A 23224-nucleotide genomic window follows, 5' to 3' on the forward strand; every position below is an offset into this window, starting at 1 on the left:
AAAAAAAAAGACACCAGCCAAAAGCAGCTGGTGTCTGAGGTCATCTATTACTCCCGCGCGTCACGCGGTTGTGCTACTTATTTACTGCTGCTGCCACACGGCGCTCTGACCCGGGATGCTGTTCTGCGCTACCCACTGGCTGGCTATCCAGGTTTTGCCCGCATAGTTCACCCGATCACCGCGTTCGTACACCATCGCAGGCATCCATGCTACCGGGCCGGCATTATCGTGCAGTTTCCAGTCGCTAGTTTTACCCGGCTCGGATTTTGTCCAGTTGCGGGCGATGTAATTAATGCCCTTCCAGCTGACGGTGTTTCCTGCCGTATAGGTTTTGCCAGAAACCCAGCCTGCATAATGACCGGAGGCGGCCTGCTCTTTTGCCATCACTTTCAGGCTGGCACTGCCGGTAGCCGAGCGCTGGCCGTTATCCAGTTCCGCAACAACGTTAACCTGGTAATCACCGGCCTTCAGGCCACTATTAACATTACCATTCTGATCGATGCCAGAAACTTCGCTGCCATTTTTGAGCAGTGACCATCTGTAATTCACCTGGCCTTTGTTGTAGTCAAAGTTAGCTCTGGCCGTGAACTTAGCGCCTTTGTCAGCGGTAATGCTTGCCGGACCGGTCGGAGTGACCTCAGGTGCAATAACGTTAACTTTCAGCGTAGCTTTGCCTGAATAGCCATTGGCGCGGGTGCCTGTCAGCTCAAAGGTGGCTTTAGCTCCGCCTTTCACACCACCGGCAACGCGAATTTGCGTTGTTGCCTGGTTTGCCGTGCTCAGGGTGATCCCGGGATCGCCTGCAACCTGCTTCCATTGCCAGTTAACCCCTTCTTTATTACTGCTACCGGTTACCGCATAACTGTAAGTCGCGCTGCTGGTGGCAACAGGAGAGACCGTGTAACGATCAAGGGTGATGACAGGCGCTTCCGCATTACTGACGGTTTCAATGGCATAACCGTACAGGCTGTTACTGACAAAAACCTGATTGCTGAGAGGGCGCTCGTCGTTAAACCGAATAGTGCCATCAGGCTGTTTTTGACCAATCTGCAGCTCATTGCTGTGTTCGAGATTAAGCAGCTGCCCCAGTTCGACAACCCAGCGATGGTTGTCGACATTTTCGCTGGTGATCGGCAGGTTGATATCAATCAGGTTATCGCCACCTGCACCGCCCATCAGACGGAAACGCACTTTTTCACCCACTGCTGGACTATGGGCCTGCGTGATGAAGTTGCCTTTTTCTGTCCAGCCGCTTTGTGTACTGTTTTCCTCTTCGCCACCACCAGCAGGGGCTTCTGAACCGTCACGGGCCTTAATATCCACATCGCTGCAGTTATAGAAACCTTCACCGACAGGATCCATACGCTGCCAGCGGGTAAAGATAATCGCTTTACCCACGCGATCGGCCGGGATGGTGACGTTCACAGTATGGCGAACGCTGGGGTCGCCGGGCGCAATATCAAACCGTTTTAGCAGTTCTACGTCATTCCAGCCCAGTGCTTTTTTAGTAATATCGACATCTTTCTTGTTGATATAAAACTCAATAAATGAGGGTGTGTGTCGCGCGGTGTAGTAGTAAGTCATGCCGACCTGACCCTGACTGTCGGGCTGAATAACCGTCGAGGTCCAGTCTGAGCGTGGCTGATTAAAGCCTGCAAGATCCGGGTTACTGCCGCTGCAAAGCATCCCATCGCGCACATCAGTCTGAGCCACCGCATGCGGGGGTTTGGCAAAACCGGTATAGCCGTTCCAGTTGACGAATGCGTTGGCACCCGCCGGGCTGTTTTCAAGCGCGGCCCTGCAGGCGGCGCTCTTCATCGAATCCGGGTTCCACATGCCCCCCTGGTTATTACATTCCCATTGCCGGGCTCTGGGGTTTTCTATAGCACCGTGGCCGAAAGCCGGCCCCGACAGGGCGGAGACGGCCAGACCACCAATGACGATGGCCAGAACTTTTTTTTGTGCAGAAAGCATTATCGCTAACTCCTTAGTCAGATTACATGAAAAACGACGGAGTAACGGTAACGGTCCGTGAAGAATAAAAGTATTAGACGGCGGTATGGTGTACTAAGAATGTTCTATATATTTACGCGAAAAGAGAAAAAGCTATTGATATCCGCCAGCCCCTCTGTGAATGAAGGGGCTGAACCGGACAGGGTGTTTCCGGCGCAGTGATGAGGCAGGCCGGAAGCGTGAAAGTGCCTGCGGTTTTATTTACCGACCGCAGGCTGCAGGCAGGGGAGCAGTGGGATCGCTGTCCACCTTGAATGTCCAGTCATAATAGCGACTGGCTTGTGAAAACGTTGCGGCGTCGTGGCTGAATCCCACTTTGCGACGCGGCTTGCCGGCGCCCAGACTGCGTACACCTATCCAGCGTCCCTGTGAATCGTAGATTGCCCCCCATGTCTTATTATTTGTTAGCGGATCAGCCCAGGCCTGCCGAAGGTGATAGCGCGGAACGGGTCCGCGGCGGTCAAGGAGGAGCTGTTCTGTCCGTACAGGAAAGCAGCCGTTACCCGCGGCGCGGTAGGCGGCAATCGCGGCGCGGTATTGATCACCACGAAACAGCAGCTCTGCCTCCTGCTGCTCCCGGTGTCGCATCTGCACATCATCCTGACTTTTCAGTAACGATAATGCTAATGCCGATAGCGCGATCAGAACTAACAGATAGGTGAAACCGCCTTGCTGGTTATTGTGCGGCATCGGCAGGCTCCCTGGATGAGCCTGGCGGCGCGGTCACATCCAGGACCTGTCCGTTATTATCGGTTTTCACTTCCCAGCTATCACGCCGATCCGTGACCGGATCCAGCGGCATTTCACGCAGATAGCCCGCTTCAATCAACTCCTCCAGGCTATAGGGACCGACAATACGGTCACGACGGAAATGGTCGATAGCGTTGCGGAGCGTGTTCAGATTATGCTGCTGTACCACCACTTTGGCCCGGTCGGCCTGTTGAAAGAAACGTGGCGCGACCAGCGTCAGCAAGGTGGCGATAATCGCCATGACAACCAGCAATTCAATCAGGGTAAATCCCTTTTCACCATTGCGCATAAGGTACTCCATTAAGTCCGCTGCCAGAGCTGCTGCTGCTGACATCGAACACATCTTTACCGCCTCCGCTGAAGTCACCCGGTGGCTGCGTTGAGGCGCGTAATCGCCAGGTCTCCTCGGCGCGACGGCCGGGGCAGTCACAGAAAGGGTCTCTGGGGATACGACGCAAAAAATAGAGCCGGTTTCCGTTAGGGTCAGTCACATCGATTGCCCCTTCGGTCAGGTGTTTCAGCGTCGGGGGATAGCCTGACTCGCTGGTTTTTTTCTCGATCTTTCCATCCTTGCCCGCCTGATACCAGGCATCGATGGCGGAGCGCAGCGTGCGGAGAGCCGTCCGCAGTTCTGCTTCCTGCTGCTGCTGCTGATAACGCTGTATCAGCGGCGTTGCCGCCGCCGCCAGAGTGGCAAGGATGGTCAGCGTCACCATCATTTCAATCAATGTAAATCCGCGCTGACCCTTCATCAGAGCGAACCGTTCATTGCTAAGGTGTCATCCAGCACCGGCGGTGGCAGGGTGCCGGTGCGCGTCGGGAAGTGAGCAGGCGGCGCAAGCTCTGGTGCACGGTAATGCTGTCCGGTATCCGACTGTGTAGTGCTGCGAAGCTGGATGCTGTCGCCGGGGAGGTCATCACTGCCCATATTAATGGTACTAATATGGCTGCCCGGGAGGTCCAGGTTATAGTCGATCGTTGGCGTAATCAGCAGCACGACTTCCGTACGCTGATTACTATGGGATTTGCTGCCAAACAGCCTGCCGAGCCCCGGGATACTGCTCAGAACCGGGGTACCGCTGTCGATGACGCTTTCTTCCTGCTTAATCAGACCTGCCAGCATTTGTGTCTCACCGTTCTGGCTGCTTAACGTCGTGTTCGCCTCACGCTTGTTGGTGCGATAGTAGACGGTTCCATGCTCGCCTTTCTCCGCCGTACCGAGACTGCTGAGGGTAAATTTCACATCCATCAGAATGTTGTTGTCCACGCTAATGTCCGGCGTCACTTCCAGTTTGAGGCCGACATCCTGATACTCTACTTTTTGCTGAGAGAAACCATCCTGCACATTGCTGGTCAGCACGGGAATGGTCTCACCGATATCAATCTGCGCCTTCTTGTTGTTTTTAACCCGTATGCGGGGATTCGCTAATACCCGGGCATTCCCCAGAACTTTTCTCAGGTCAACGGACATGTTTTCAATATTGACCCGCACATTGCCGCCGCTGAGGCTTTTGATGGGCAGTCCGGTACCTTCACCTTCGCCACCGCTGACGAAACCGGCACTGATTTTTTGCGGCAGATTAATGCCCAGAGCTTCAACGTCGCTGGAGTTCACTTCCAGTACCTGAACGGCGAGCGTCACCTCCGCTTCCGGACGGTCAAGCGTGACCAGAAGACGCTCAGCTTTCTCCACCATCTCTTTAGGACCACGCAGGCTGACAGAATTGGTGCGCTCATCAACGTGAATGTCCTTGAGCTTCACCATATTACGCAGGGCAACATTGACATCTTTAGCTTTGGCATACCCCAGAAATACGGTTTTTACGATGATGTCCTGATACATCTTCTCTTTTTGCGGTGTGGCCGGATAGATCAGCAGCGTGTTGCCGTTCAGCACCTTTCTGCGCAGGTGATTGGTCAGCAGCAGCAGGTTAATGGCATCGTCTGCGGTGGTGTCTTTAACCGTTAGCGTAGCCGTTGTGTTCACCGGCACATCCTTATCAAACAGGATGTTAACGCCGGTCATCTGACTGATGGCGTTAAAGATAGCGGTCAGGCTGTGTTCGCGAAAAGTGAGCGAGATATTTTTTTGCAGCTCTTTATTCAGGCGATTTTCTGGCTGACTGATACGGGCAATCTCGCGCAGCAGATGATCGCGAAGTTCCTGCGCCTGGGGCCAGTTTGGTTCTTCTTCCAGCACTTTCTGGATTTTTTTCAACGCCAGTTCAGGGTTGCTCTGGGTGTTCTTCACCGCTTCCTGATAGAGCGTGTCCAGCGCCCGGCGGCCAGTGTTCTTACGCAGTCCCTGCAGCGCAACCACATTGCCGGGATCATATTTCAGTGCGTTTTGCCACTGCTGCGAAGCCTGCTGGTAGTTATTTTTACGCATGGCCAGTTCGGCGTTTTTCAGGTAACGACTGACCAGCTTCCCTGAGAGCCGCGATCTTTCTGCCAGCAGCGTGACGTCCTGAGGCGTACTGAGGCGCTGCTGGTCAATCTCGTTGAGTCGCTCAATCAGCGCCTGAGGCTGATCAGGCGCGAAAGCGCTGGATGTTTTTTGTTCGTTATTTGCGCACCCGCTCAGCGTAAAGCAGAGTAAAACAGATGCGACAACAGGCGTAATTTTCATCATTATTGTGTAGGTTCCGTGTGTATTTCTTCCAGTGCCAGCCTGCGCTGTGCATGGTTCGACTGCCATTCAAATAAAAGGTGATCTTTCCCGACGGCTGTTAATTTCCATCCCCTGACCGGCTCGCTGCCGAGCCATATTTTGCCAGCCGCTTTGCATGCTCTGCAGACCGGCCAGGTCCCGACGCCATCGGTCAGAATGATGATGCGCTGGTCATGGCTCCACCACGTACCCAGCACCTGAAGCGGCAGGGCAGGCGTGTCCGGTTCAGCCGATGCTATCGGTGGGGCTTGCTCCATCGGGATGCTTTCCTCTTTCAGGGGTTCAGCTTCACCTGCTGGAAACAGGTCGACCCTTTCATGCCGGGACGCCGGGGGCGGTTCCCTCACGGTTTTCACCGATGAGTGCGTGATGGGACGCACGGCCTGATGGAGCACCGATGACGACTCATCCTCATCTGAATAACTCCATACGACGGCGACGGCGGTGGCCAGAAGCGCCACCTGCAGATAGCGGGGCAGCTTCATGGCACCTCCTTCAACAGACGAAGGCGCAGTGTCACACGGAGCTGGCTTTCCATCGGCGAGGCACGGCTCAGGGTGATCTGCTCGATCTTCAGCGGCAGTGTGCGGGCCAGCGCTTCCAGCGACTCAATCAGTGGCAGATACGCTCCCTGCAGAGGAATATCCAGCAGCAGAGAGGAGCCTGTCGCGTCTTTGTCCAGCTGATAACGGCTGGCCTCGACCCGCAGACCATTCTGGCTGAGCCTGTCAAATATCAGTCCCACCTGCTGATATTCGCCTGGTGTTATATGGCTCTCCAGCGCGGGCAGCTGGCTATCCAGCGGCAGCCGGATGCGCAGCTGTGACTGAATTTTTGCCAGGCTCTCCTGCTGAGCCATGGTGTGGGGTAACTGTACGCCCAGCCAGAACGTAAGCAGTCCACCGGACAGGAGGATCAGTAGCAGTGGGAGCCGTCCTGTACGGCTGAAAAGGATCGCTGCGCGCCAGCGTAACGCTGCGCCGCTATCTTTCAGATGCATGCTGAACCTCCTCACTGAAACTCACATCAAGCGTGGCGCCTATTGCCCAGCCATTTTCATTGTTCTCCAGATAACGATGGTTCTGTAATGCCACGTGGGCGGGCAGCTGCTGTAAGCGCTGGCTGAACGCCATCAGCGCATTCAGACTGGTCGCTTTAACCGTCAGATGCGCATCGCGTTTTTCCGGATCGAGACTCAGGCTTAATAAGGCGATCTCTGGCGACAGCGCCTGCCCGATGTTGTCCATCATGCGGATAGCCGGCGGCGTCGCAGTGAGCTGATGAGACTGACGCTGACGACGCTGTTGTGTCGCCTGGAGCTGACGCTGCAGATGCTGGTGGTCAGCCAGTTGCTGTTCAGCCTGTGTAATCTGCGACTGAAGATGCTGCTGCCGGAGTGTTTCCCGCACGATTGCCCCGGCGAGGGGGAGGCACAGCAGGCCGCTTAACAGCAGGGCACGTGCCGCCCAAGGGGGAGCAGGTGAAAACAGCGGTGTCATAGACTCTCCTCTGGCGTAATAAGCTGCGGCTCGCCCACTTCCGTATCCAGAAGGTAGTGAGGGTAGCTGGCCATATCACTGAGTCGTGCAATCACGCGCACCTGAGCCAGCGTTTCCTGTTGCGGCAGCGAGAGCGTGCTGACTTCATGCCAGGTGTGGTTGATGCGCCTGGCAATGCGGCACTGATGCGCACTGACGGTAATAAACAGGGCATGTTCCGGCAGCGTACGGCCACACGACCTCAGCAGTGACTGAAAGGGCGTTGCAACGCCCCGAAAACGGAGTTTTTCCTGGCGGGCCAGTGCCCGGAGTCTCTCCCAGCAGGCGAGGGGTATCCCGGAAACCAGGGCAGGTTGCTGCCAGCCGACGGACTCAAAATCTACCCTCCAGCCACTTTCCTGTAAGGCGGGGCCGCCCTGTTGGATGATCTGAATTTGTGCCAGCTGCAGCAGCTCCTGCGGCGTCGCTACGCCGGGCTGCCAGGGCACTACCCTCAGCCTCAGATCGTCTGTATCAATATGAAATGTCACGCTATCGCGCCACGGCAGCGATGCTGAACGCTGGCGGAACAGCAGGCTAAGGGCAGTTTCCAGAGATTCACCGGCCATGCGCTCGTGCCGGGCAATGACCTGTCTGCCAAGGCGCAGGCGCAGCGCATGAGGCCAGATGTCGCATTCCCAGACCTTAGTGAGCGATAACACGGTTGACCTCCTCAAGGGTGGTTTTACCTTCTGCTACGGCGCGCAGCGCGATAGTGGTCAGCGGCACGAAGCCATCCTCCAGCGCAACCTGCCGCAGGTGCCGGGTCGACGATCTGGCCAGCATGGCTTCTTTTATCCCATCGCTGAAATGCAGAACTTCAGCCAGCGCCAGCCTGCCACGGTAGCCGCTATGGCGGCAGGCCTCGCAGCCACGTCCCCGTCGCCAGCGGGGCGTCAGCGCTCCCAGCCGTTCAGACTGCCAGCTGTCAGGCATCGCAGCGGGTTCCGGAGCATCTTCACCACATTCAGGACAAATCTGGCGAACCAGACGCTGGGCGACAACGCCATTCAGGGCCGCGATCAGACTGGCGGGTTCGACCTGCATATAAAGAAAACGCTCAAGCACGCTGAAGACATCGTTAGCATGAACGGAAGAGAGCACAACGTGCCCGGTCAGTGAAGCCTGAACGGCAATACCCGCCGTTTCGCCATCACGTATTTCGCCAACCAGAATGATGTCCGGGTCGTGACGCAGAATCGCTCGCAGACCTTTGGCGAAAGTCAGCCCCTTTTTGTCATTAACCGGAATCTGCAGCACACCATTGAGCTGATACTCCACCGGGTCTTCGATGGTAATGATTTTGCTTTCGCCACTGTTCAGTTCACTGAGCGCCGAGTAAAGGGTGGTGGATTTGCCGCTGCCCGTAGGGCCGGTCACCAGCACCATACCGTGAGGGAGGTGTGTCAGCTGTCGAATCGCCGCGAGTGTGTGTGCATCAAAGCCCAGGGTTTCCAGCTGGATAGTCTGCTCATGGGATTTGTCCAGGACGCGCAGAACCGCATCTTCGCCATGAATACCGGGGACGATAGAGACGCGGAAATCAACCGGACGCTGAAGGATTAATGCTTTAAAACGCCCATCCTGAGGAATGCGTCGTTCAGAAATGTCCATACAGCTCAGAACTTTCAGTCGGGAGATGACCTGTTCAGCCTGTTGGATACCGGGGCAATGGCGGATGGCGTGCAGTACGCCATCAATGCGATATTTCACCATAACTCCATCGGCAACGGCGCTCAGGTGAATGTCGCTGGCGCGACTCTGCAGCGCGTCAAACAGCGTGGCATTAACCAGTTTGATGACCGCATGAGGCTCACTGGCAATGGCTGCAGGCGTAATCTCCAGCCATTGTGTTTCGCTGCTTTCGTCATCGCTCTGCTGTTCAAGCTGATCGAGCGTTCTCTGCTGCTTACCCAGTCCGTCAAGGCGGGCATTCAGCCAGGAGAGTGAGATCAGGGCGGGCTGCGCCTGAATGCTGTAGGCCCACTGGCGCTGAGTCAGAGAAAACGGATCAGCCAGCGCAATATAAAAGGTATCGTCAACCTGCAGCGGGAGCGCGCGATGGCTGAGGGCATCGGTCAGTGCCAGGCGGGTAAAATCTTCATTGTTCTCTGTGATATCCGTTGCCTGAAGAGGGAACATGCCCAGCGCGTCAGCCGTTTCATACAGGCCTGCAGGGAACCGATCCAGATGTGTCGCCAGCGCCTGGCAGCGCGCGTCATCGGGCAGCGTCATGATCGCGTCAATGCCGCCGGTCGCCGTGGATAAATCAGTCATTATTGCAATCCTCCTGCAAGCTCGAAGATGGGCATATAGAGTAAAAAGACCACCAGGCCGACGATGCCACCCACCACGATCATGAGAACGGGTTCAAAAACTTTGCTGAACGTTTCAATCGCACGCTCCAGCGACTCATCGTAAAAAGCAGCAATACGTTCGCACATGGCTGGCAGCTCACCGCTGCGCTCACCTACCTGCATTAAGCGGGTGGCAACCGGCGTAGTCAGATCCCTGGCTTCCAGCATCCGGGAAAGCGATTCACCCGCTGCAACATCCCGAATGACCTGATCGATTTGTGGACGATGGCTCTCCGGCAGGACATCCCGGCTCAGTGTCAGCGCCTGCGGCACGGGCAGTCCGCCCTGAAGCAGTAAGCCCAGGGTGCGGTAAAAGCGAACCAGAATGGCTAACTGATGTTTCTGACGTAGCTGAGGGGCCTGCAGCACCTTCACGATTAAACGCTGACGCAGTACAGGGCTTCGTACTGCCATCACAATGGCTGCCACTGTCACAGCACAGCCGGCCATCAGCAGGAGGCCGTGGTTCTGCGTCAGCTTGCCCCACCAGAGGATTAACCGGGCGCTGGATGTAGGGTCTTTTATGCCGTCAAAAACAACGGAAAAACGCGGAATAATGAAGCCAAGCAGGAACACCAGTATTGCTACGCCTGCAGAGATAACGATAGTGGGGTAAAGCAGCGTGGCTCTGATACGTTTGCGCAGCACGTCCATCCGGGCTTCATAATGCCGGAAGCGCGCCAGCGCGACCGGGAGGTGCCCCGTCTGTTCTGAAGACGCAACGGTATTAACCAGCAAGGGCGGAAACAGCGCAGGCAGTGTCGCCATCGCCTGGGACAGCCGGGCACCCTCATACAGCCTGTTCACCAATGTATCCAGCACCCGCGTTACTGTGCTGTCACGACTGCTTTCGCGCAGCGCTTCGATGGCTTCGACAACGACAAGCCCGGCCTCAAGCAGGGCGATCAGTTCCTGCAAAAATAACCCCAGCGGAAAGCGTTTATCCCGGCGGGCAGGACGGGCATGAACATGGAGTACAATGCCGCCATTTGAGGTGACGTGAAGAGCCGCATTGCTGGCTGATGTCGCAAGCACTGACTGACTCACACGCTTACCCTCATTGAGAGTGATAACGGTATAAGATTTCATTCTGCCAACTATGAAGGGGTCCGTTGCCCTTTAAGACGGGCATAATGCGGAGCCACTTTTTTTATATATTGTTGACGGAGCGCCTGGCGTTGAGGTGTATTCGCCGTGCCAGCGTTGTATGCGCCGACTGCGTCCCAGGTATAGCCGAAGCGTTGAATCTGACCTGCCAGTATCCATGCTCCGGTCATAACACTCTGGCAGGGATTGTTGAGCAGATCTTTCTGACTAATACGAAATTTGCGTAGCGTATTAAAATGGATGCTATTAATCTGCATCAGACCTACGTCAAAGGAACCGTTGCGGTTCTTATTCAATGCTTTGGTATTACCGTTGGACTCGACAATGGCAATAGCCTGTAATAATTCGGGTTCAATTCCATAACGCGCTCCCGCATCTTTCCAGCAGGTCGCCTGCGCGGAAAATAATGGCAGCAGGAGCGAGAATAATACGCCGGCACGTAACATAATCAGAATCCATAAATAATGGCGTTATCACCTTTACCCGTAGACATAATATCGACATCATTAATCGATCCTTTCTCCCGTGTCGGATTGTGCCACTGATAAGCCTGACCCCACGGATCCAGAGGGACCGGATGGCTCAGATAAGGCCCTTTCCAGTGATGAGCTGACGCCGGTTTTTCTGTTAGTGCTTTTAGTCCCTCTGCTTCATCCGGATAACGGCCAACATCAAGACGGTATTGCACCATTGCGTCAGCGATGGCGCGGATCTGGCGCTGGGCCGTTTTTTCTTTTGCGGCATCAACGTTGGAAAAGACCTTTGGTCCGACAAAGCCCGCCAGAAGCGCAATGATCATCAGAACGACCAGCAGTTCGAGCAGAGTAAATCCCCCCTGCCTGTGTATCATCCGGGAATGCATTTTCATTAAAAACCTCTTCAATCAGCGATGCTGTTAAGTGAGGCCAGATTTTTACCTGCGGCGTGCCCGGGGAAAAAGGTACAGGTTCTTTTTTCGCCTGCGAATAAGGGGTGTGGAAGGTAAGATATTTCTTTATGTCTTCCTGTGGGATATTTCTTGTTTTATTTTCCTGTTTTCTGATGGTTGAAGTAAATATCCCTGCGGCTTTTTTTTAAGGCGGCGTTAATAATGAGTCCGGTCACAATTGTTGTACTGGATAATAAAATTTAGGATAAACCATGAAAAAATTAACGTTACCTTTTTTGATCGGCGGGGCGCTTCTGACTCAGTCGGCTTTTGCTTCAGACGCACAGTATGCAATCTCTTATCTGACCTCCTGGGGCGGGATTGGGGCAGGATCTGTCGAAACCCTTAAAGATGTCAAAGCGAATACGCTGCTGCTTTCATTCGGAGGCTGGGACGCGAACGGTAATATTTCCAGCTCAGACAACATTGTGAGTATGCCGACGTATGATCCCTGGTATATTCAGGCCTCAGCGTATAGCGGCTGGAGCGGCCTGAAGCTGGCCAGGCCAGATATCAAAATGATGGTCGCCTTTGGCGGCGAAACCTATGAATCCATGTGGGCATACCTGAAATCACCACAAACCCGCGAGAACCTGGCTCAGAACCTGGTGAAAATGCTGCATACGAACTACCCGGTTTACCAGAAGAACCTGAAAGCTGATGAGATGGTCGGCAAGTGTCTGCACACCAACTGGTCAGGCGCATGCGATATGGGCGTTAATCAGCTGGCAGGAACGGTACAGCTTGATGGGATCGATTTTGACTTTGAAAAAGTGGCGCGTCTGACACCCGAAGAGAATGATAATGTTCTGGCGGTGGCAAAGCGCGTACGCGAGCTGCTGAAAGCTTCGGGTAGCAAAAAACTGATCAGCCTGACGACCTATCACGTGGGCGCTGATCCGGCTGAGTGCCAGTCAGCCCAGGTTACGGAGAACTGCTCCTTCACTGAATCCTCCCGCTCCAGCCATCACGGTGAAGTTCTGCCGCTGCTGACAAAGGGCAAAGATGTTTTCGACTTCTTTAACGTCATGGCCTATGACGCCGGACCAGACTTTAAGTACGATGTCGCAATGGCTAACTACGCGCGTGCCGTTGGCGACAAGCGTAAAATTATCCTGGGGCAGACGATTAATTCTCAGTGGGGACCTGCAGGACGGTTTGTAGAAAGTCGCCAGAATAATGTTGACCGTGCGGGATGGCAGGCAGAACACGGCTACGGCGGCTTCTTTATCTGGACGCTGGGTGCCAACAACCAGCAGCAGCCGCTTGCCCAGCAGGTCGATTATTTTAATGAGATGAAAGAACGGGCTGACCTGATGTCCGGCCAGTCAGCGAACGAAGATGTGACCGCCCCAACGGCCCCGACAGGGCTGAAAGTGATGGAAAGCAATAACGCGATTACGCTGGTATGGCAGCCTGCAGCTGACAGTGTGGGCGTAAAGGGATATTCCATTCTGCGCAATGGTGTGCCGGTTGGCTCCTCGACGGACACCCGCTGGACTGACAACAATATTGAGCCAGGCGGCGTCATCTATCGCTATACCGTTAAAGCATTTGATGCGGCAGGCAATCTCTCTGACGCCAGCAACGCAGTGGACGTGAAAACGGGCCCGGCTCCTGAGGCTGTGACTGTAGCGCCTGACGCGCCGGCTGGTCTGAGTCTGATTTCTGCCGGGAAAGCCGAGCTGAGTATTCAGTGGCGTAGTGTTGCTGGCGCAGTGAAATATAAAGTATTGCGTAATGGCATGCAGGTCGCTACTGTCGCAGGAACCCGGTTTGACGACAGTGGCCTGAAAGCAGCAACGGCCTACAGTTATACGGTTGTGGCTGAAAACGCGAAAGGACAAACGTCACTGGCGAGTGCAGCCCTGAAGGTAAAAACGCAGGCCAGTGCGGTTAAGCCGGCACCGGCTCCACAACCGTCATCGTCAGAAGCGTGGAAAACGGGTGTGAACTACAAAACGGGTGATATTGTGATCTATAAAGGAAAACAGTATCGCTGTCTGCAGGGACACCCGTCGATGGCGCACTGGACACCTGCAGAGACGATGGCACTCTGGCAGGTGGTTCGCTAACGTCACAGGTCTGTCAGGGCCTCTGCCTGTGTGCAGAGACCCTGACGGTGAACGCAAAAAGTGAGAACGATCACCCGCCGCTTTTTTTCCTGAAACAGTCCCTGTTCCGCCCTTACTCCGGCTTATTCAGTTAAACCCATTCAGCGGTCAAGTAACGATCGGATCCGTTTCAGAAAAGATGTCAGGTTCATTAAAGCAATCAGCAACGTAAGATCCTGCCGGTGGTGAGTTAGCGTCCTCGACTCATTCCGGTGATGTCGCTATAATGCGGCGTCTATTTTTCCGGAATGTCTTCGGGACGCTTCTGGTAACAGGGATCAGGTTCTCTTCACGGAAGCCGTCCCGGTTGTTAGATACGGCGCATTTTACGATGTGTGGTGTCTGAAGTTGACCGAGCACGTGATTTTTTGAGGTAACAAGATGCAAGTTTCTGTAGAAACCACTCAGGGCCTGGGCCGTCGCATTACGATTACTGTCGCTGCTGACAGCATCGAAAGCGCAGTAAAAAAAGAACTGGTTGATGTTGCCAGGAAAGTTCGCATCGACGGTTTCCGTAAAGGCAAAGTGCCGATGAACATTGTGGCACAGCGTTACGGCGCTTCTGTCCGTCAGGACGTGCTGGGCGAGCTGATGACGCGCAACTTCGTTGATGCCATCATCAAAGAAAAAATTAATCCGGCTGGCGCACCAAACTACGTGCCAGGCGAATACAAAGAAGGCCAGGACTTCACCTACGCGGTTGAATTCGAAGTTTATCCGGAAGTTGAGCTGAAAGGCCTGGAAAACATCGAAGTCGAGAAACCGCTGGTTGAAGTCACCGACGCTGACGTTGATACCATGCTGGACACCCTGCGCAAGCAGCAGGCCAACTGGATCGAAAGCGACGCGGCTGCAGGCCCGGAAGATCGTGCCACTCTCGATTTCAACGGTTCTGTTGATGGCGAAGAGTTCGAAGGCGGCAAAGCCTCTGATTTCGTTCTGGCCATGGGCCAGGGCCGCATGATCCCAGGCTTCGAAGAAGGCGTTGTGGGTCACAAAGCAGGCGAAACCTTCACTATCGACGTGAAATTCCCGGACGACTACCATGCAGAAACCCTGAAAGGGAAAGATGCGAAGTTCGAGATCGTGCTGAAGAAAGTTGAAACGCGCGAACTGCCTGAGCTGACTGAAGAGTTCATCAAACGTTTCGGCGTTGAAGATGGTTCAGTGGCTGGCCTGCGTACCGAAGTACGTAAAAACATGGATCGCGAGCTGAAAGGCGCAATCCGCAACCGCATCAAGTCTCAGGCAATCGACGGCCTGGTGGCGGCCAACGAAATCGACGTCCCAGCCGCGCTGATTGACAGCGAAATCGACGTTCTGCGTCGTCAGGCTGCACAGCGCTTTGGTGGCAACGAAAAACAGGCGCTGGAACTGCCACGCGAACTGTTTGAAGAGCAGGCTAAACGCCGCGTCGTTGTGGGTCTGCTGCTGGGCGAAGTGATTCGTACCCATGAGCTGAAAGCGGACGACGCGCGCGTTAACACCATGATTGAAGAGATGGCTTCTGCGTATGAAGATCCGCAGGAAGTGATCGCGTTCTACAGCAAGAACGACGAGCTGATGAACAACATGCGCAACGTTGCGCTGGAAGAGCAGGCGGTTGAAGCGGTGCTGGCGAAAGCCAAAGTGACCGAGAAAGAAACCAACTTCCAGGATCTGATGAATCAGACCGCTCAGGCCTGATCACCCGATTAACCTTGTGTGCTAAGCCCGTGACTGAAAAGTCGCGGGCTTTTTTATATTCTGCAGCCGGTCCGCCGCGCTTTGCCGCTATTTGTTTAATTTATCGGCAAATTATTCACGCATCGCTTTTTCCGGGTTAGCGAACAGGGAAAAGATTGTTATGCTTGAAACAGGCGTGCAGCATCCCCAGATACCGGGAGTATGCAGAAATGAGAGTGAGGCTGGCTGATTAACCGTCCTGAAGGAGTCGGAAAAGATGCAGCGTGGAGTTTCCCGCGCGTCTTACGTAGAATCGGTACAGAATGTTGCCAATGAAATTTATCCAGGAGACGGTAATGTCATACAGTGGCGATCGTGAATATACTGCACCGCACAATGCGCTGGTGCCAATGGTGGTTGAACAAACTTCGCGTGGTGAGCGTTCTTACGACATCTACTCCCGTCTGCTGAAAGAGCGCGTCATTTTCCTGACCGGCCAGGTTGAAGACCACATGGCTAATCTGATTGTGGCGCAGATGCTGTTTCTGGAAGCTGAGAATCCGGAAAAAGATATCTATCTTTACATCAACTCACCTGGCGGTGTGATCACGGCCGGTATGTCGATCTACGACACCATGAAATTTATCAAGCCGGATGTCAGCACCATCTGTATGGGACAGGCCTGCTCTATGGGCGCTTTCCTGCTGACGGCGGGCACCAAAGGCAAGCGTTTCTGTCTGCCTAACTCACGCGTCATGATCCACCAGCCGCTGGGCGGTTATCAGGGCCAGGCGACCGACATTGAGATCCATGCGCGCGAAATCCTGAAAGTTAAGCAGCGTATGAATGAGCTGATGGCTGAGCATACCGGTAAAACGCTGGAAGAAATTGAGCGTGATACCGAGCGCGACCGTTTCCTCTCTGCAAATGAAGCGGTAGAGTATGGATTAGTCGATTCGATTCTGACGCATCGTCAATAAGACCCGACCTGCCGTTGTTCCTAGTCTATAGTTATCGGGACAACGGTACTTAATGGGTTGAATGAATTTCGGCCGTCTCTGCACGGCCAGCGCCATACGCGGGTATGGCCTGAGAACAGGAAGAGGTTAACTGATGACAGATAAGCGCAAAGACGGTTCAGGAAAGTTGCTGTACTGCTCTTTTTGCGGCAAAAGCCAGCATGAAGTGCGAAAGCTGATTGCCGGGCCGTCAGTGTATATCTGCGATGAGTGTGTTGACCTGTGCAACGACATCATTCGCGAAGAGATTAAAGAAGTCGCTCCGCACCGCGAACGTAGTGCTCTGCCTACCCCACATGAAATCCGCCATCACCTCGATGATTATGTCATCGGTCAGGAAAGGGCAAAGAAAGTGCTGGCGGTAGCGGTCTACAACCACTACAAGCGTCTGCGTAACGGCGATACCAGCAACGGTATTGAACTGGGTAAAAGTAACATCCTGCTGATCGGTCCGACCGGGAGCGGGAAAACGCTGCTAGCCGAAACACTGGCGCGCCTGCTTGATGTGCCGTTTACCATGGCCGATGCGACTACGCTGACGGAAGCGGGTTACGTGGGTGAGGATGTTGAAAACATCATCCAGAAACTGCTGCAGAAGTGCGATTACGACGTGCAGAAAGCGCAGCGCGGCATTGTCTACATTGACGAAATCGACAAAATTTCGCGTAAGTCTGATAATCCGTCCATCACCCGTGACGTGTCAGGTGAAGGTGTTCAGCAGGCTCTGCTGAAATTGATCGAAGGCACGGTGGCCGCCGTTCCACCGCAGGGTGGACGCAAACATCCGCAGCAGGAGTTCTTACAGGTCGACACCTCTAAGATTCTGTTTATCTGTGGCGGCGCATTTGCCGGTCTGGATAAAGTGATCTCCCAGCGTGTCGAAACCGGCTCCGGTATCGGCTTTGGCGCAACCGTTAAAGGGAAATCGCAGAAAGCCACCGAAGGTGAGCTGCTTTCTCAGTGCGAACCTGAAGATCTGATCAAGTTTGGTCTGATTCCGGAGTTTATCGGCCGTCTGCCCGTCGTGGCAACCCTGAGCGAACTCAGCGAAGAAGCACTGATTCAGATCCTGCGTGAACCGAAAAACGCCCTGACAAAACAGTACCAGGCGCTGTTTAACCTGGAAGGCGTTGAGCTGGAATTCCGTGACGAGGCGTTAACGGCGATCGCCAAAAAGGCAATGTCACGTAAAACCGGTGCGCGCGGTCTGCGTTCTATCGTAGAAGGTGCGTTACTGGAAACGATGTACGACCTGCCTTCCATGGATGACGTGGAGAAAGTCGTGATTGATGAATCAGTTATTGATGGTCAGTCTGACCCTATGTTGATCTACGGTAAGCATGAAGCCCAGGCGTCTGGCGAATAAATAAACAGATCGTCCATGTTGTACTCGTAAAAAAGGGGAAAATCTTTCCCCTTTTGCTTTTCTCGCCTCTGTGACGTTGAATGTCAGACAATCATCCCCATATACTCAGATACCTGTGGGTTTAACTGCATACCTGCCTGATGCGGTTCCCATCACCTGGCGGACATTAAACAAAGAGAGAGCTCTATGAATCCTGAGCGTTCTGAACGCATTGAAATCCCCGTGTTGCCGCTGCGCGACGTGGTGGTTTATCCGCACATGGTAATTCCGTTGTTTGTTGGCCGGGAAAAATCAATTCGGTGCCTTGAAGCCGCAATGGATCATGATAAAAAAATCATGCTGGTCGCACAGAAAGAGGCTTCAACGGATGAACCTGGCATTAACGATCTCTTCTCAGTAGGGACCGTTGCTTCTGTATTGCAAATGCTGAAACTGCCGGATGGCACCGTCAAAGTTCTGGTCGAAGGTTTACAGCGCGCCCATATTACGACGCTGGCCGATAACGGTGACCATTTTGTTGCACAAGCTGAATATCTGGTGTCGCCTGAGATCGAAGAGCGCGAGCAGGAAGTCCTGGTGCGCACGGCGATCAATCAGTTTGAAGGCTACATCAAACTCAACAAAAAGATCCCGCCTGAGGTTTTAACCTCGCTGAACAACATTGACGATGCGGCGCGCCTGGCCGACACCGTTGCAGCACACATGCCGCTGAAGCTGGCCGACAAACAGTCTGTGCTGGAGATGTCCGACGTCAACGAGCGTCTGGAATATCTGATGGCGATGATGGAATCTGAAATCGATCTGCTGCAGGTTGAGAAGCGCATTCGCAACCGCGTGAAGAAGCAGATGGAGAAGAGCCAGCGCGAGTACTATCTGAATGAGCAGATGAAGGCAATTCAGAAAGAGCTGGGCGAAATGGACGACGCGCCTGACGAGTATGAAGCGTTAAAACGCAAAATCGACGCGGCGAAAATGCCGGAAGAGGCGCGCGAGAAAGCGGAAGCTGAGCTGCAGAAACTGAAAATGATGTCCCCGATGTCCGCGGAAGCGACCGTGGTTCGCGGCTATATCGACTGGATGGTGCAGGTTCCGTGGAACGCCCGCAGCAAAGTGAAAAAAGATCTGCGTAAGGCGCAGGAGACCCTGGATACCGACCATTACGGCCTGGAGCGCGTGAAAGATCGTATCCTTGAGTATCTTGCGGTGCAGAGTCGCGTCAGCAAAATCAAAGGGCCGATTCTGTGCCTGGTCGGACCGCCAGGGGTAGGTAAAACCTCACTGGGCCAGTCGATCGCGAAAGCGACCGGCCGCAAATATGTGCGTATGGCGCTGGGCGGCGTACGTGACGAAGCGGAAATCCGCGGTCACCGCCGGACTTACATCGGCTCAATGCCGGGCAAGCTGATCCAGAAAATGGCCAAGGTCGGGGTGAAAAACCCGCTGTTCCTGCTGGATGAAATCGACAAAATGTCCTCCGACATGCGCGGCGATCCCGCTTCTGCGCTACTGGAAGTGCTTGACCCTGAGCAGAACATTGCGTTTAACGACCACTATCTGGAAGTCGACTATGACCTCTCGGATGTGATGTTCGTGGCTACTTCAAACTCCATGAATATTCCGGCGCCGCTGCTGGACCGTATGGAAGTCATCCGTCTGTCGGGATACACCGAAGATGAGAAGCTGAACATCGCCAGGCAGCACCTGCTGACTAAGCAGATCGAACGTAACGCGCTGAAAGCCAGCGAGATTACGGTCGACGACAGCGCGATTATCGGCATCATCCGTTACTACACCCGTGAAGCCGGGGTGCGTAGCCTTGAGCGTGAGCTGTCAAAACTCTGCCGTAAAGCGGTGAAATCACTGCTGATGGACAAGAGCAAAAAGCACATCACCATCAATGGCGAAAACCTCAAGGATTTCCTGGGCGTTCAGCGCTTTGACTATGGCCGTGCCGACAGTGAAAACCGCGTGGGTCAGGTCACCGGTCTGGCGTGGACGGAAGTGGGCGGCGATCTGCTGACCATCGAAACCGCCTGTGTGCCGGGCAAAGGTAAGCTGACCTATACCGGATCGCTGGGCGAAGTGATGCAGGAGTCGATTCAGGCTGCGCTGACGGTGGTGCGTGCCCGTGCCGAGAAGCTGGGTATCAATGGTGACTTCTATGAGAAACGTGACATCCACGTTCACGTTCCTGAAGGCGCTACTCCGAAAGATGGTCCGAGTGCCGGTATCGCCATGTGTACGGCGCTGGTTTCCTGTCTGACCGGAAACCCGGTGCGGGCAGATGTCGCCATGACGGGTGAGATCACCCTGCGTGGTCAGGTGCTGCCGATTGGCGGACTGAAAGAAAAACTGCTGGCGGCACACCGTGGTGGTATCAAAACCGTGCTGATCCCGGACGACAATAAGCGTGATCTGGAAGACATCCCACAGAACGTGATTGCCGACCTGGCGATCCATCCGGTGAAACGCATTGAGGAGGTGCTGAATCTGGCCCTGGAAAATGCGCCTTACGGTATGCAGGTCGCGACAGCAAAATAGTGATTAATGGCATAAACCGTTAAAAAGCGGAGCTGGCAAGGCAATTGGCGCTTGCCAGCTTTTTTTTGTGCCGCTAATTTAGGTGGCTGTCGACGCGACGTTCTCAGAGAAATTCCGTTGTTTCGGCTCCACAGGCTTGATATAACTTGCTGCGCGTTCGTACCCGGCCGGAAGCCTGGTGCGATGTGAAATAATAAAGAGGGGATGAAGAGAGTGAATAAGTCACAATTGATCGACAAAATTGCTGCTGATGCTGATATTTCTAAAGCGGCCGCAGGACGTGTTTTAGATGCCTTTATGGGGTCTGTTTCAGATGCGCTGAAAGAGGGTGACGAAGTGGCCCTGGTCGGTTTCGGTACTTTCTCTGTGCGTGACCGCGCAGCACGTACCGGCCGCAACCCGCAAACCGGTAAAGAGATCACTATCCCGGCTGGTAAAGTGCCTGGTTTCCGTGCGGGTAAAGCATTGAAAGACGCTGTCAATTAAGAACAACGAATAGATTCATTGACGCATTTTCTTCAGTGGATTAGAGGACGCTTTGCGCGTTCTCATGTAACATACGGGCACATCAATCAGATGTGCCTTTTTTGTTTTAACCGGTGAGAATCGGGCCGTAAGATGGACCAGGACCGGATTGAGACTGCCAGCGGAAGCAGTTGCGTGAGACGCCAGCCAGTGGCGAATTGCGACCGAGCTTTACATTCACACTACAGCGGAGTGTTGCCATACCATGATGGACAATTTACGCGCGGCGTCGAACCATGTCGTGCTCAAGATTATTTTGGGGCTGATTATCCTCTCCTTTGTGCTGACGGGCGTTGGCAACTATCTGATTGGCGGCAATAACGACTATGCAGCCAAAGTAAACGGTCAGGAGATCAGTCGGGGACAACTGGAGCAGGCGTTTAACAGCGAACGCAACCGCCAGCAGCAGATGCTGGGCGACCAGTTCTCGCAGCTGGCCAGCAACGATGGCTACATGCAGCAGATTCGTCAGCAGGCGCTGTCGCAGTTGATCGATCAGGCGCTGCTTGACAGCTACATCAAAGATCTTCACCTCAGCATCAGCGACGATCAGGTTAAGCAGGTGATTTTCAATCAGCAGGCTTTCCAGACCAACGGCAAATTCGATAACGCGAAATATCTGGGCCTCATCAGCAATATGGGTTTCAGCGCGGATCAGTATGCAGAAGCACTGCGCAAGCAGCTTTCCAATCAACAGCTGATCAATGCGGTGGCGAACACCGACTTCACGCTGAAAGGCGAAGCCAGCAGGCTGGTCGACCTGGTATCACAACAGCGTGAAATCCGTCAGGCAACGCTGGACGTTAACGCGCTGTCGGCGAAACAGACCGTGACCGACGACGAAATCAGCCAGTATTATCAGCAGCATAAAAGCAGCTTCATGGCGCCGGAACAGTTCCGTGTCAGCTACCTTCTGATGGATGCAGCCAGCATGCAGCAGGCGGCCAGCGACGCCGATATTCAGGCCTGGTACGATCAGCATAAAGCGGATTACACACAGCCACAGCGTAATCGCTACAGCGTCATTCAGACCAAAACGGAAGCCGATGCCAATGCGGTACTGGCGCAGCTGAAAGCAGGTGCCAGTTTTGCTGACGTGGCAAAAGCAAAATCGATTGACCCGATCTCTGCCCGCAAAGGCGGCGATATGGGTTGGCTGGAACCGTCAACGACGCCGGACGAGCTGAAAGATGCGGGTCTGACCGAAAAAGGCCAGATGTCAGGCGTGATCAAATCCTCTGTCGGCTTCCTGGTGGTTCGCCTGGATGATATCCAGCCAGAGCAGGTTAAACCGCTGGATGAGGTTCGCAGCGCCATTGCGGCCAAAGTGAAGCAGGAGAAGGGAATTGACGCCTTCTACAAACTGCAACAGAAGGTCAGCGAAGCGGCCAGCAATGACAACGAATCACTGGCAGGTGCAGAGCAGGCGTCAGGTCTGCAAGCCAAAGAAACCGGCTGGTTCAGTCAGGATACGCTGCCAGCAGAGCTGAACTTTGATGCAGTGAAACAGGCGATCTTTAATGGGAGTCTGGTCGGACAAAACGGCGCGCCGGGCAGCAACTCGGACATCATCACCGTCGACGGCGATCGTGCCTTTGTGCTGCGTATCAGCGAGCATAAACCGGAAGCAGTGAAACCGCTGGATCAGGTTAAGGCACAGATTACTGACACGCTTAAACATGATAAAGCGACACAGCAGGCTAAAGCGCAGGCCGATAAGCTGCTAGCCGACCTCAAAGCTGGCAAGCAGGATGCGCTGACGGCGGCCGGTCTGACGCTGAGCGCCAGCAAAACTGTGGATCGCAATGCACAGGATCCGGTTGCTCAGGCTGCGTTCAATCTGCCTCAGCCAGCGGAAAACAAACCGTCCTGGGGTATCAGCGAAGATATGCAGGGCAACGTTGTGCTGGTGGCGGTTGATAAGGTGAAAACCGGCAGCATGCCGCAGGCGCAGATTGACGAAATGGTCAAAGGTGTCACGCAGAACAATGCGCAGCTGACGTTTGAAGCGTTGCTGCAGAACCTGCGTAAAGAGGCCAAAATTAAGTACGGCGCAGCCGCACAAATGCAGTAAGCCTCGCAGAAACTGCGTAACGACTGAAACCACTAAAGGCCGCATTCGCGGCCTTTTCCATTTCTGTCATCCGGCGTTTGAGCCTTGTGCCGGGCGGTGACACGCTGTCGCTGCTGTTTACACACAAGGAGAAACACAGCATGGCTAAACCTCAACTCATTGCCCTCTATCTTTCACTCGCGCTGGGCGGCGTACTCTGTCACAGCAGCGTCTCAGTGGCTGCGGAACCCGAACCGGCGGCCAGCGCCGTTACACAGAATGGAGCACTGGCCTCACCGTCGGAGAGCATTCTGTCGCCGTCGCAGGAACAGGTCAGCATCAACCAGGCGACAGCCGAACAGCTCTCTGCCGCCATGAATGGCGTGGGACTGAAAAAGGCCCAGGCAATTGTGAACTATCGCGAACAGTACGGGCCGTTTAGTGCCATTGAGCAACTCAGTGAAGTGCCGGGCATCGGTAATGCGCTGATCGAGCGCAATGCGGCCCGGCTGAAACTGTGAAGCCGCACACAACGGTGATGCTTAATCCGCTCAGCCCTGGTGATTCTGCTAAAGTG

21 protein-coding genes are annotated in these 23224 nt (G+C 54.4%); 8 read left to right on the plus strand and 13 right to left on the minus strand.

All coding sequences use genetic code 11. The features are described 5' to 3' along the window. Positions 1–81: 81 nt before the first annotated feature. From RT657_RS10665 to gspG, 13 genes are all read right to left on the minus strand, one after another. Entirely contained in the window at positions 82–1974 is a 1893-nt protein-coding gene (locus RT657_RS10665) for a lytic polysaccharide monooxygenase (RefSeq protein ID WP_313654396.1), read from the minus strand. Positions 1975–2214: 240 nt separating this feature from the next. Further along, the gene (locus tag RT657_RS10670) at positions 2215–2703 is read right to left on the minus strand and encodes a hypothetical protein (protein ID WP_313654399.1); all 489 of its coding nucleotides are present in this window, start codon (positions 2701–2703) and stop codon (positions 2215–2217) included. After that, positions 2690–3052: a prepilin-type N-terminal cleavage/methylation domain-containing protein gene (locus tag RT657_RS10675; protein WP_313654400.1), complete on the minus strand. Its 363-nt coding sequence runs from the start codon at positions 3050–3052 to the stop codon at positions 2690–2692. Before RT657_RS10675 ends, RT657_RS10670 begins: the two co-directional genes overlap by 14 nt. Beyond that, positions 3039–3515, minus strand: coding sequence for a prepilin-type N-terminal cleavage/methylation domain-containing protein (locus tag RT657_RS10680; protein ID WP_313654402.1), 477 nt, complete (start codon positions 3513–3515; stop codon positions 3039–3041). The genes RT657_RS10675 and RT657_RS10680 overlap by 14 nt, the downstream gene beginning before the upstream one ends. Further along, a complete protein-coding gene (locus RT657_RS10685; RefSeq protein ID WP_313654403.1) occupies positions 3515–5395 on the minus strand; it encodes a secretin N-terminal domain-containing protein in 1881 nt (626 codons plus the stop codon). Before RT657_RS10685 ends, RT657_RS10680 begins: the two co-directional genes overlap by 1 nt. Further along, a complete protein-coding gene (locus RT657_RS10690) occupies positions 5395–5919 on the minus strand; it encodes a hypothetical protein (RefSeq protein ID WP_313654404.1) in 525 nt (174 codons plus the stop codon). Before RT657_RS10690 ends, RT657_RS10685 begins: the two co-directional genes overlap by 1 nt. Continuing rightward, positions 5916–6434: a hypothetical protein gene (locus tag RT657_RS10695; protein ID WP_313654405.1), complete on the minus strand. Its 519-nt coding sequence runs from the start codon at positions 6432–6434 to the stop codon at positions 5916–5918. The genes RT657_RS10690 and RT657_RS10695 overlap by 4 nt, the downstream gene beginning before the upstream one ends. Beyond that, positions 6418–6933 carry a hypothetical protein gene (locus RT657_RS10700; RefSeq protein ID WP_313654407.1) on the minus strand — a complete coding sequence of 172 codons (516 nt, stop codon included), beginning with the start codon at positions 6931–6933 and terminating at the stop codon, positions 6418–6420. Before RT657_RS10700 ends, RT657_RS10695 begins: the two co-directional genes overlap by 17 nt. After that, positions 6930–7634 (minus strand): hypothetical protein, encoded by a 705-nt coding sequence (locus RT657_RS10705; protein WP_313654409.1) that lies wholly within the window; start codon positions 7632–7634, stop codon positions 6930–6932. Before RT657_RS10705 ends, RT657_RS10700 begins: the two co-directional genes overlap by 4 nt. Next, complete coding sequence (locus RT657_RS10710) at positions 7618–9249, minus strand: GspE/PulE family protein (protein WP_313654411.1); 1632 nt, start codon at positions 9247–9249, stop codon at positions 7618–7620. Before RT657_RS10710 ends, RT657_RS10705 begins: the two co-directional genes overlap by 17 nt. Beyond that, positions 9249–10376, minus strand: coding sequence for a type II secretion system F family protein (locus RT657_RS10715; protein ID WP_313654412.1), 1128 nt, complete (start codon positions 10374–10376; stop codon positions 9249–9251). The genes RT657_RS10710 and RT657_RS10715 overlap by 1 nt, the downstream gene beginning before the upstream one ends. Positions 10377–10426: 50 nt before the next feature. Continuing rightward, a complete protein-coding gene (locus tag RT657_RS10720; protein ID WP_313654414.1) occupies positions 10427–10882 on the minus strand; it encodes a lytic transglycosylase domain-containing protein in 456 nt (151 codons plus the stop codon). 2 nt (positions 10883–10884) lie between these two features. After that, positions 10885–11304, minus strand: a complete 420-nt coding sequence (gene gspG / locus RT657_RS10725; RefSeq protein ID WP_313654415.1) for a type II secretion system major pseudopilin GspG — start codon at positions 11302–11304, stop codon at positions 10885–10887. 272 nt (positions 11305–11576) lie between these two features. Between gspG and RT657_RS10730 the strand changes: the two genes are divergently transcribed. The 8 genes from RT657_RS10730 to RT657_RS10765 all read left to right on the plus strand — a co-directional run bounded on the left by RT657_RS10730 (position 11577) and on the right by RT657_RS10765 (position 23168). After that, positions 11577–13439, plus strand: a complete 1863-nt coding sequence (locus RT657_RS10730; protein ID WP_313654416.1) for a carbohydrate-binding protein — start codon at positions 11577–11579, stop codon at positions 13437–13439. A 420-nt stretch (positions 13440–13859) separates the two neighbouring features. Continuing rightward, positions 13860–15164 carry a trigger factor gene (gene tig, locus RT657_RS10735; protein WP_313654417.1) on the plus strand — a complete coding sequence of 435 codons (1305 nt, stop codon included), beginning with the start codon at positions 13860–13862 and terminating at the stop codon, positions 15162–15164. A 335-nt stretch (positions 15165–15499) separates the two neighbouring features. Further along, positions 15500–16123: an ATP-dependent Clp endopeptidase proteolytic subunit ClpP gene (clpP, locus tag RT657_RS10740; protein WP_111140963.1), complete on the plus strand. Its 624-nt coding sequence runs from the start codon at positions 15500–15502 to the stop codon at positions 16121–16123. Between the two features lie 133 nt (positions 16124–16256). Beyond that, positions 16257–17528: an ATP-dependent protease ATP-binding subunit ClpX gene (clpX, locus tag RT657_RS10745; protein WP_313654419.1), complete on the plus strand. Its 1272-nt coding sequence runs from the start codon at positions 16257–16259 to the stop codon at positions 17526–17528. A 186-nt stretch (positions 17529–17714) separates the two neighbouring features. After that, complete coding sequence (gene lon / locus RT657_RS10750; RefSeq protein WP_313654420.1) at positions 17715–20069, plus strand: endopeptidase La; 2355 nt, start codon at positions 17715–17717, stop codon at positions 20067–20069. Between the two features lie 213 nt (positions 20070–20282). Then, on the plus strand, positions 20283–20555 hold the full coding sequence (gene hupB / locus RT657_RS10755; protein ID WP_033731763.1) for a nucleoid-associated protein HU-beta: 273 nt from the start codon (positions 20283–20285) through the stop codon (positions 20553–20555). A gap of 244 nt (positions 20556–20799) precedes the next feature. Beyond that, entirely contained in the window at positions 20800–22668 is a 1869-nt protein-coding gene (ppiD, locus tag RT657_RS10760; RefSeq protein WP_313654421.1) for a peptidylprolyl isomerase, read from the plus strand. Between the two features lie 140 nt (positions 22669–22808). Further along, positions 22809–23168: a helix-hairpin-helix domain-containing protein gene (locus tag RT657_RS10765; RefSeq protein WP_313654423.1), complete on the plus strand. Its 360-nt coding sequence runs from the start codon at positions 22809–22811 to the stop codon at positions 23166–23168. Positions 23169–23224: the final 56 nt, after the last annotated feature.

It is taken from the genome of Pantoea sp. (assembly GCF_032114055.1).
GTDB lineage: Bacteria > Pseudomonadota > Gammaproteobacteria > Enterobacterales > Enterobacteriaceae > Pantoea.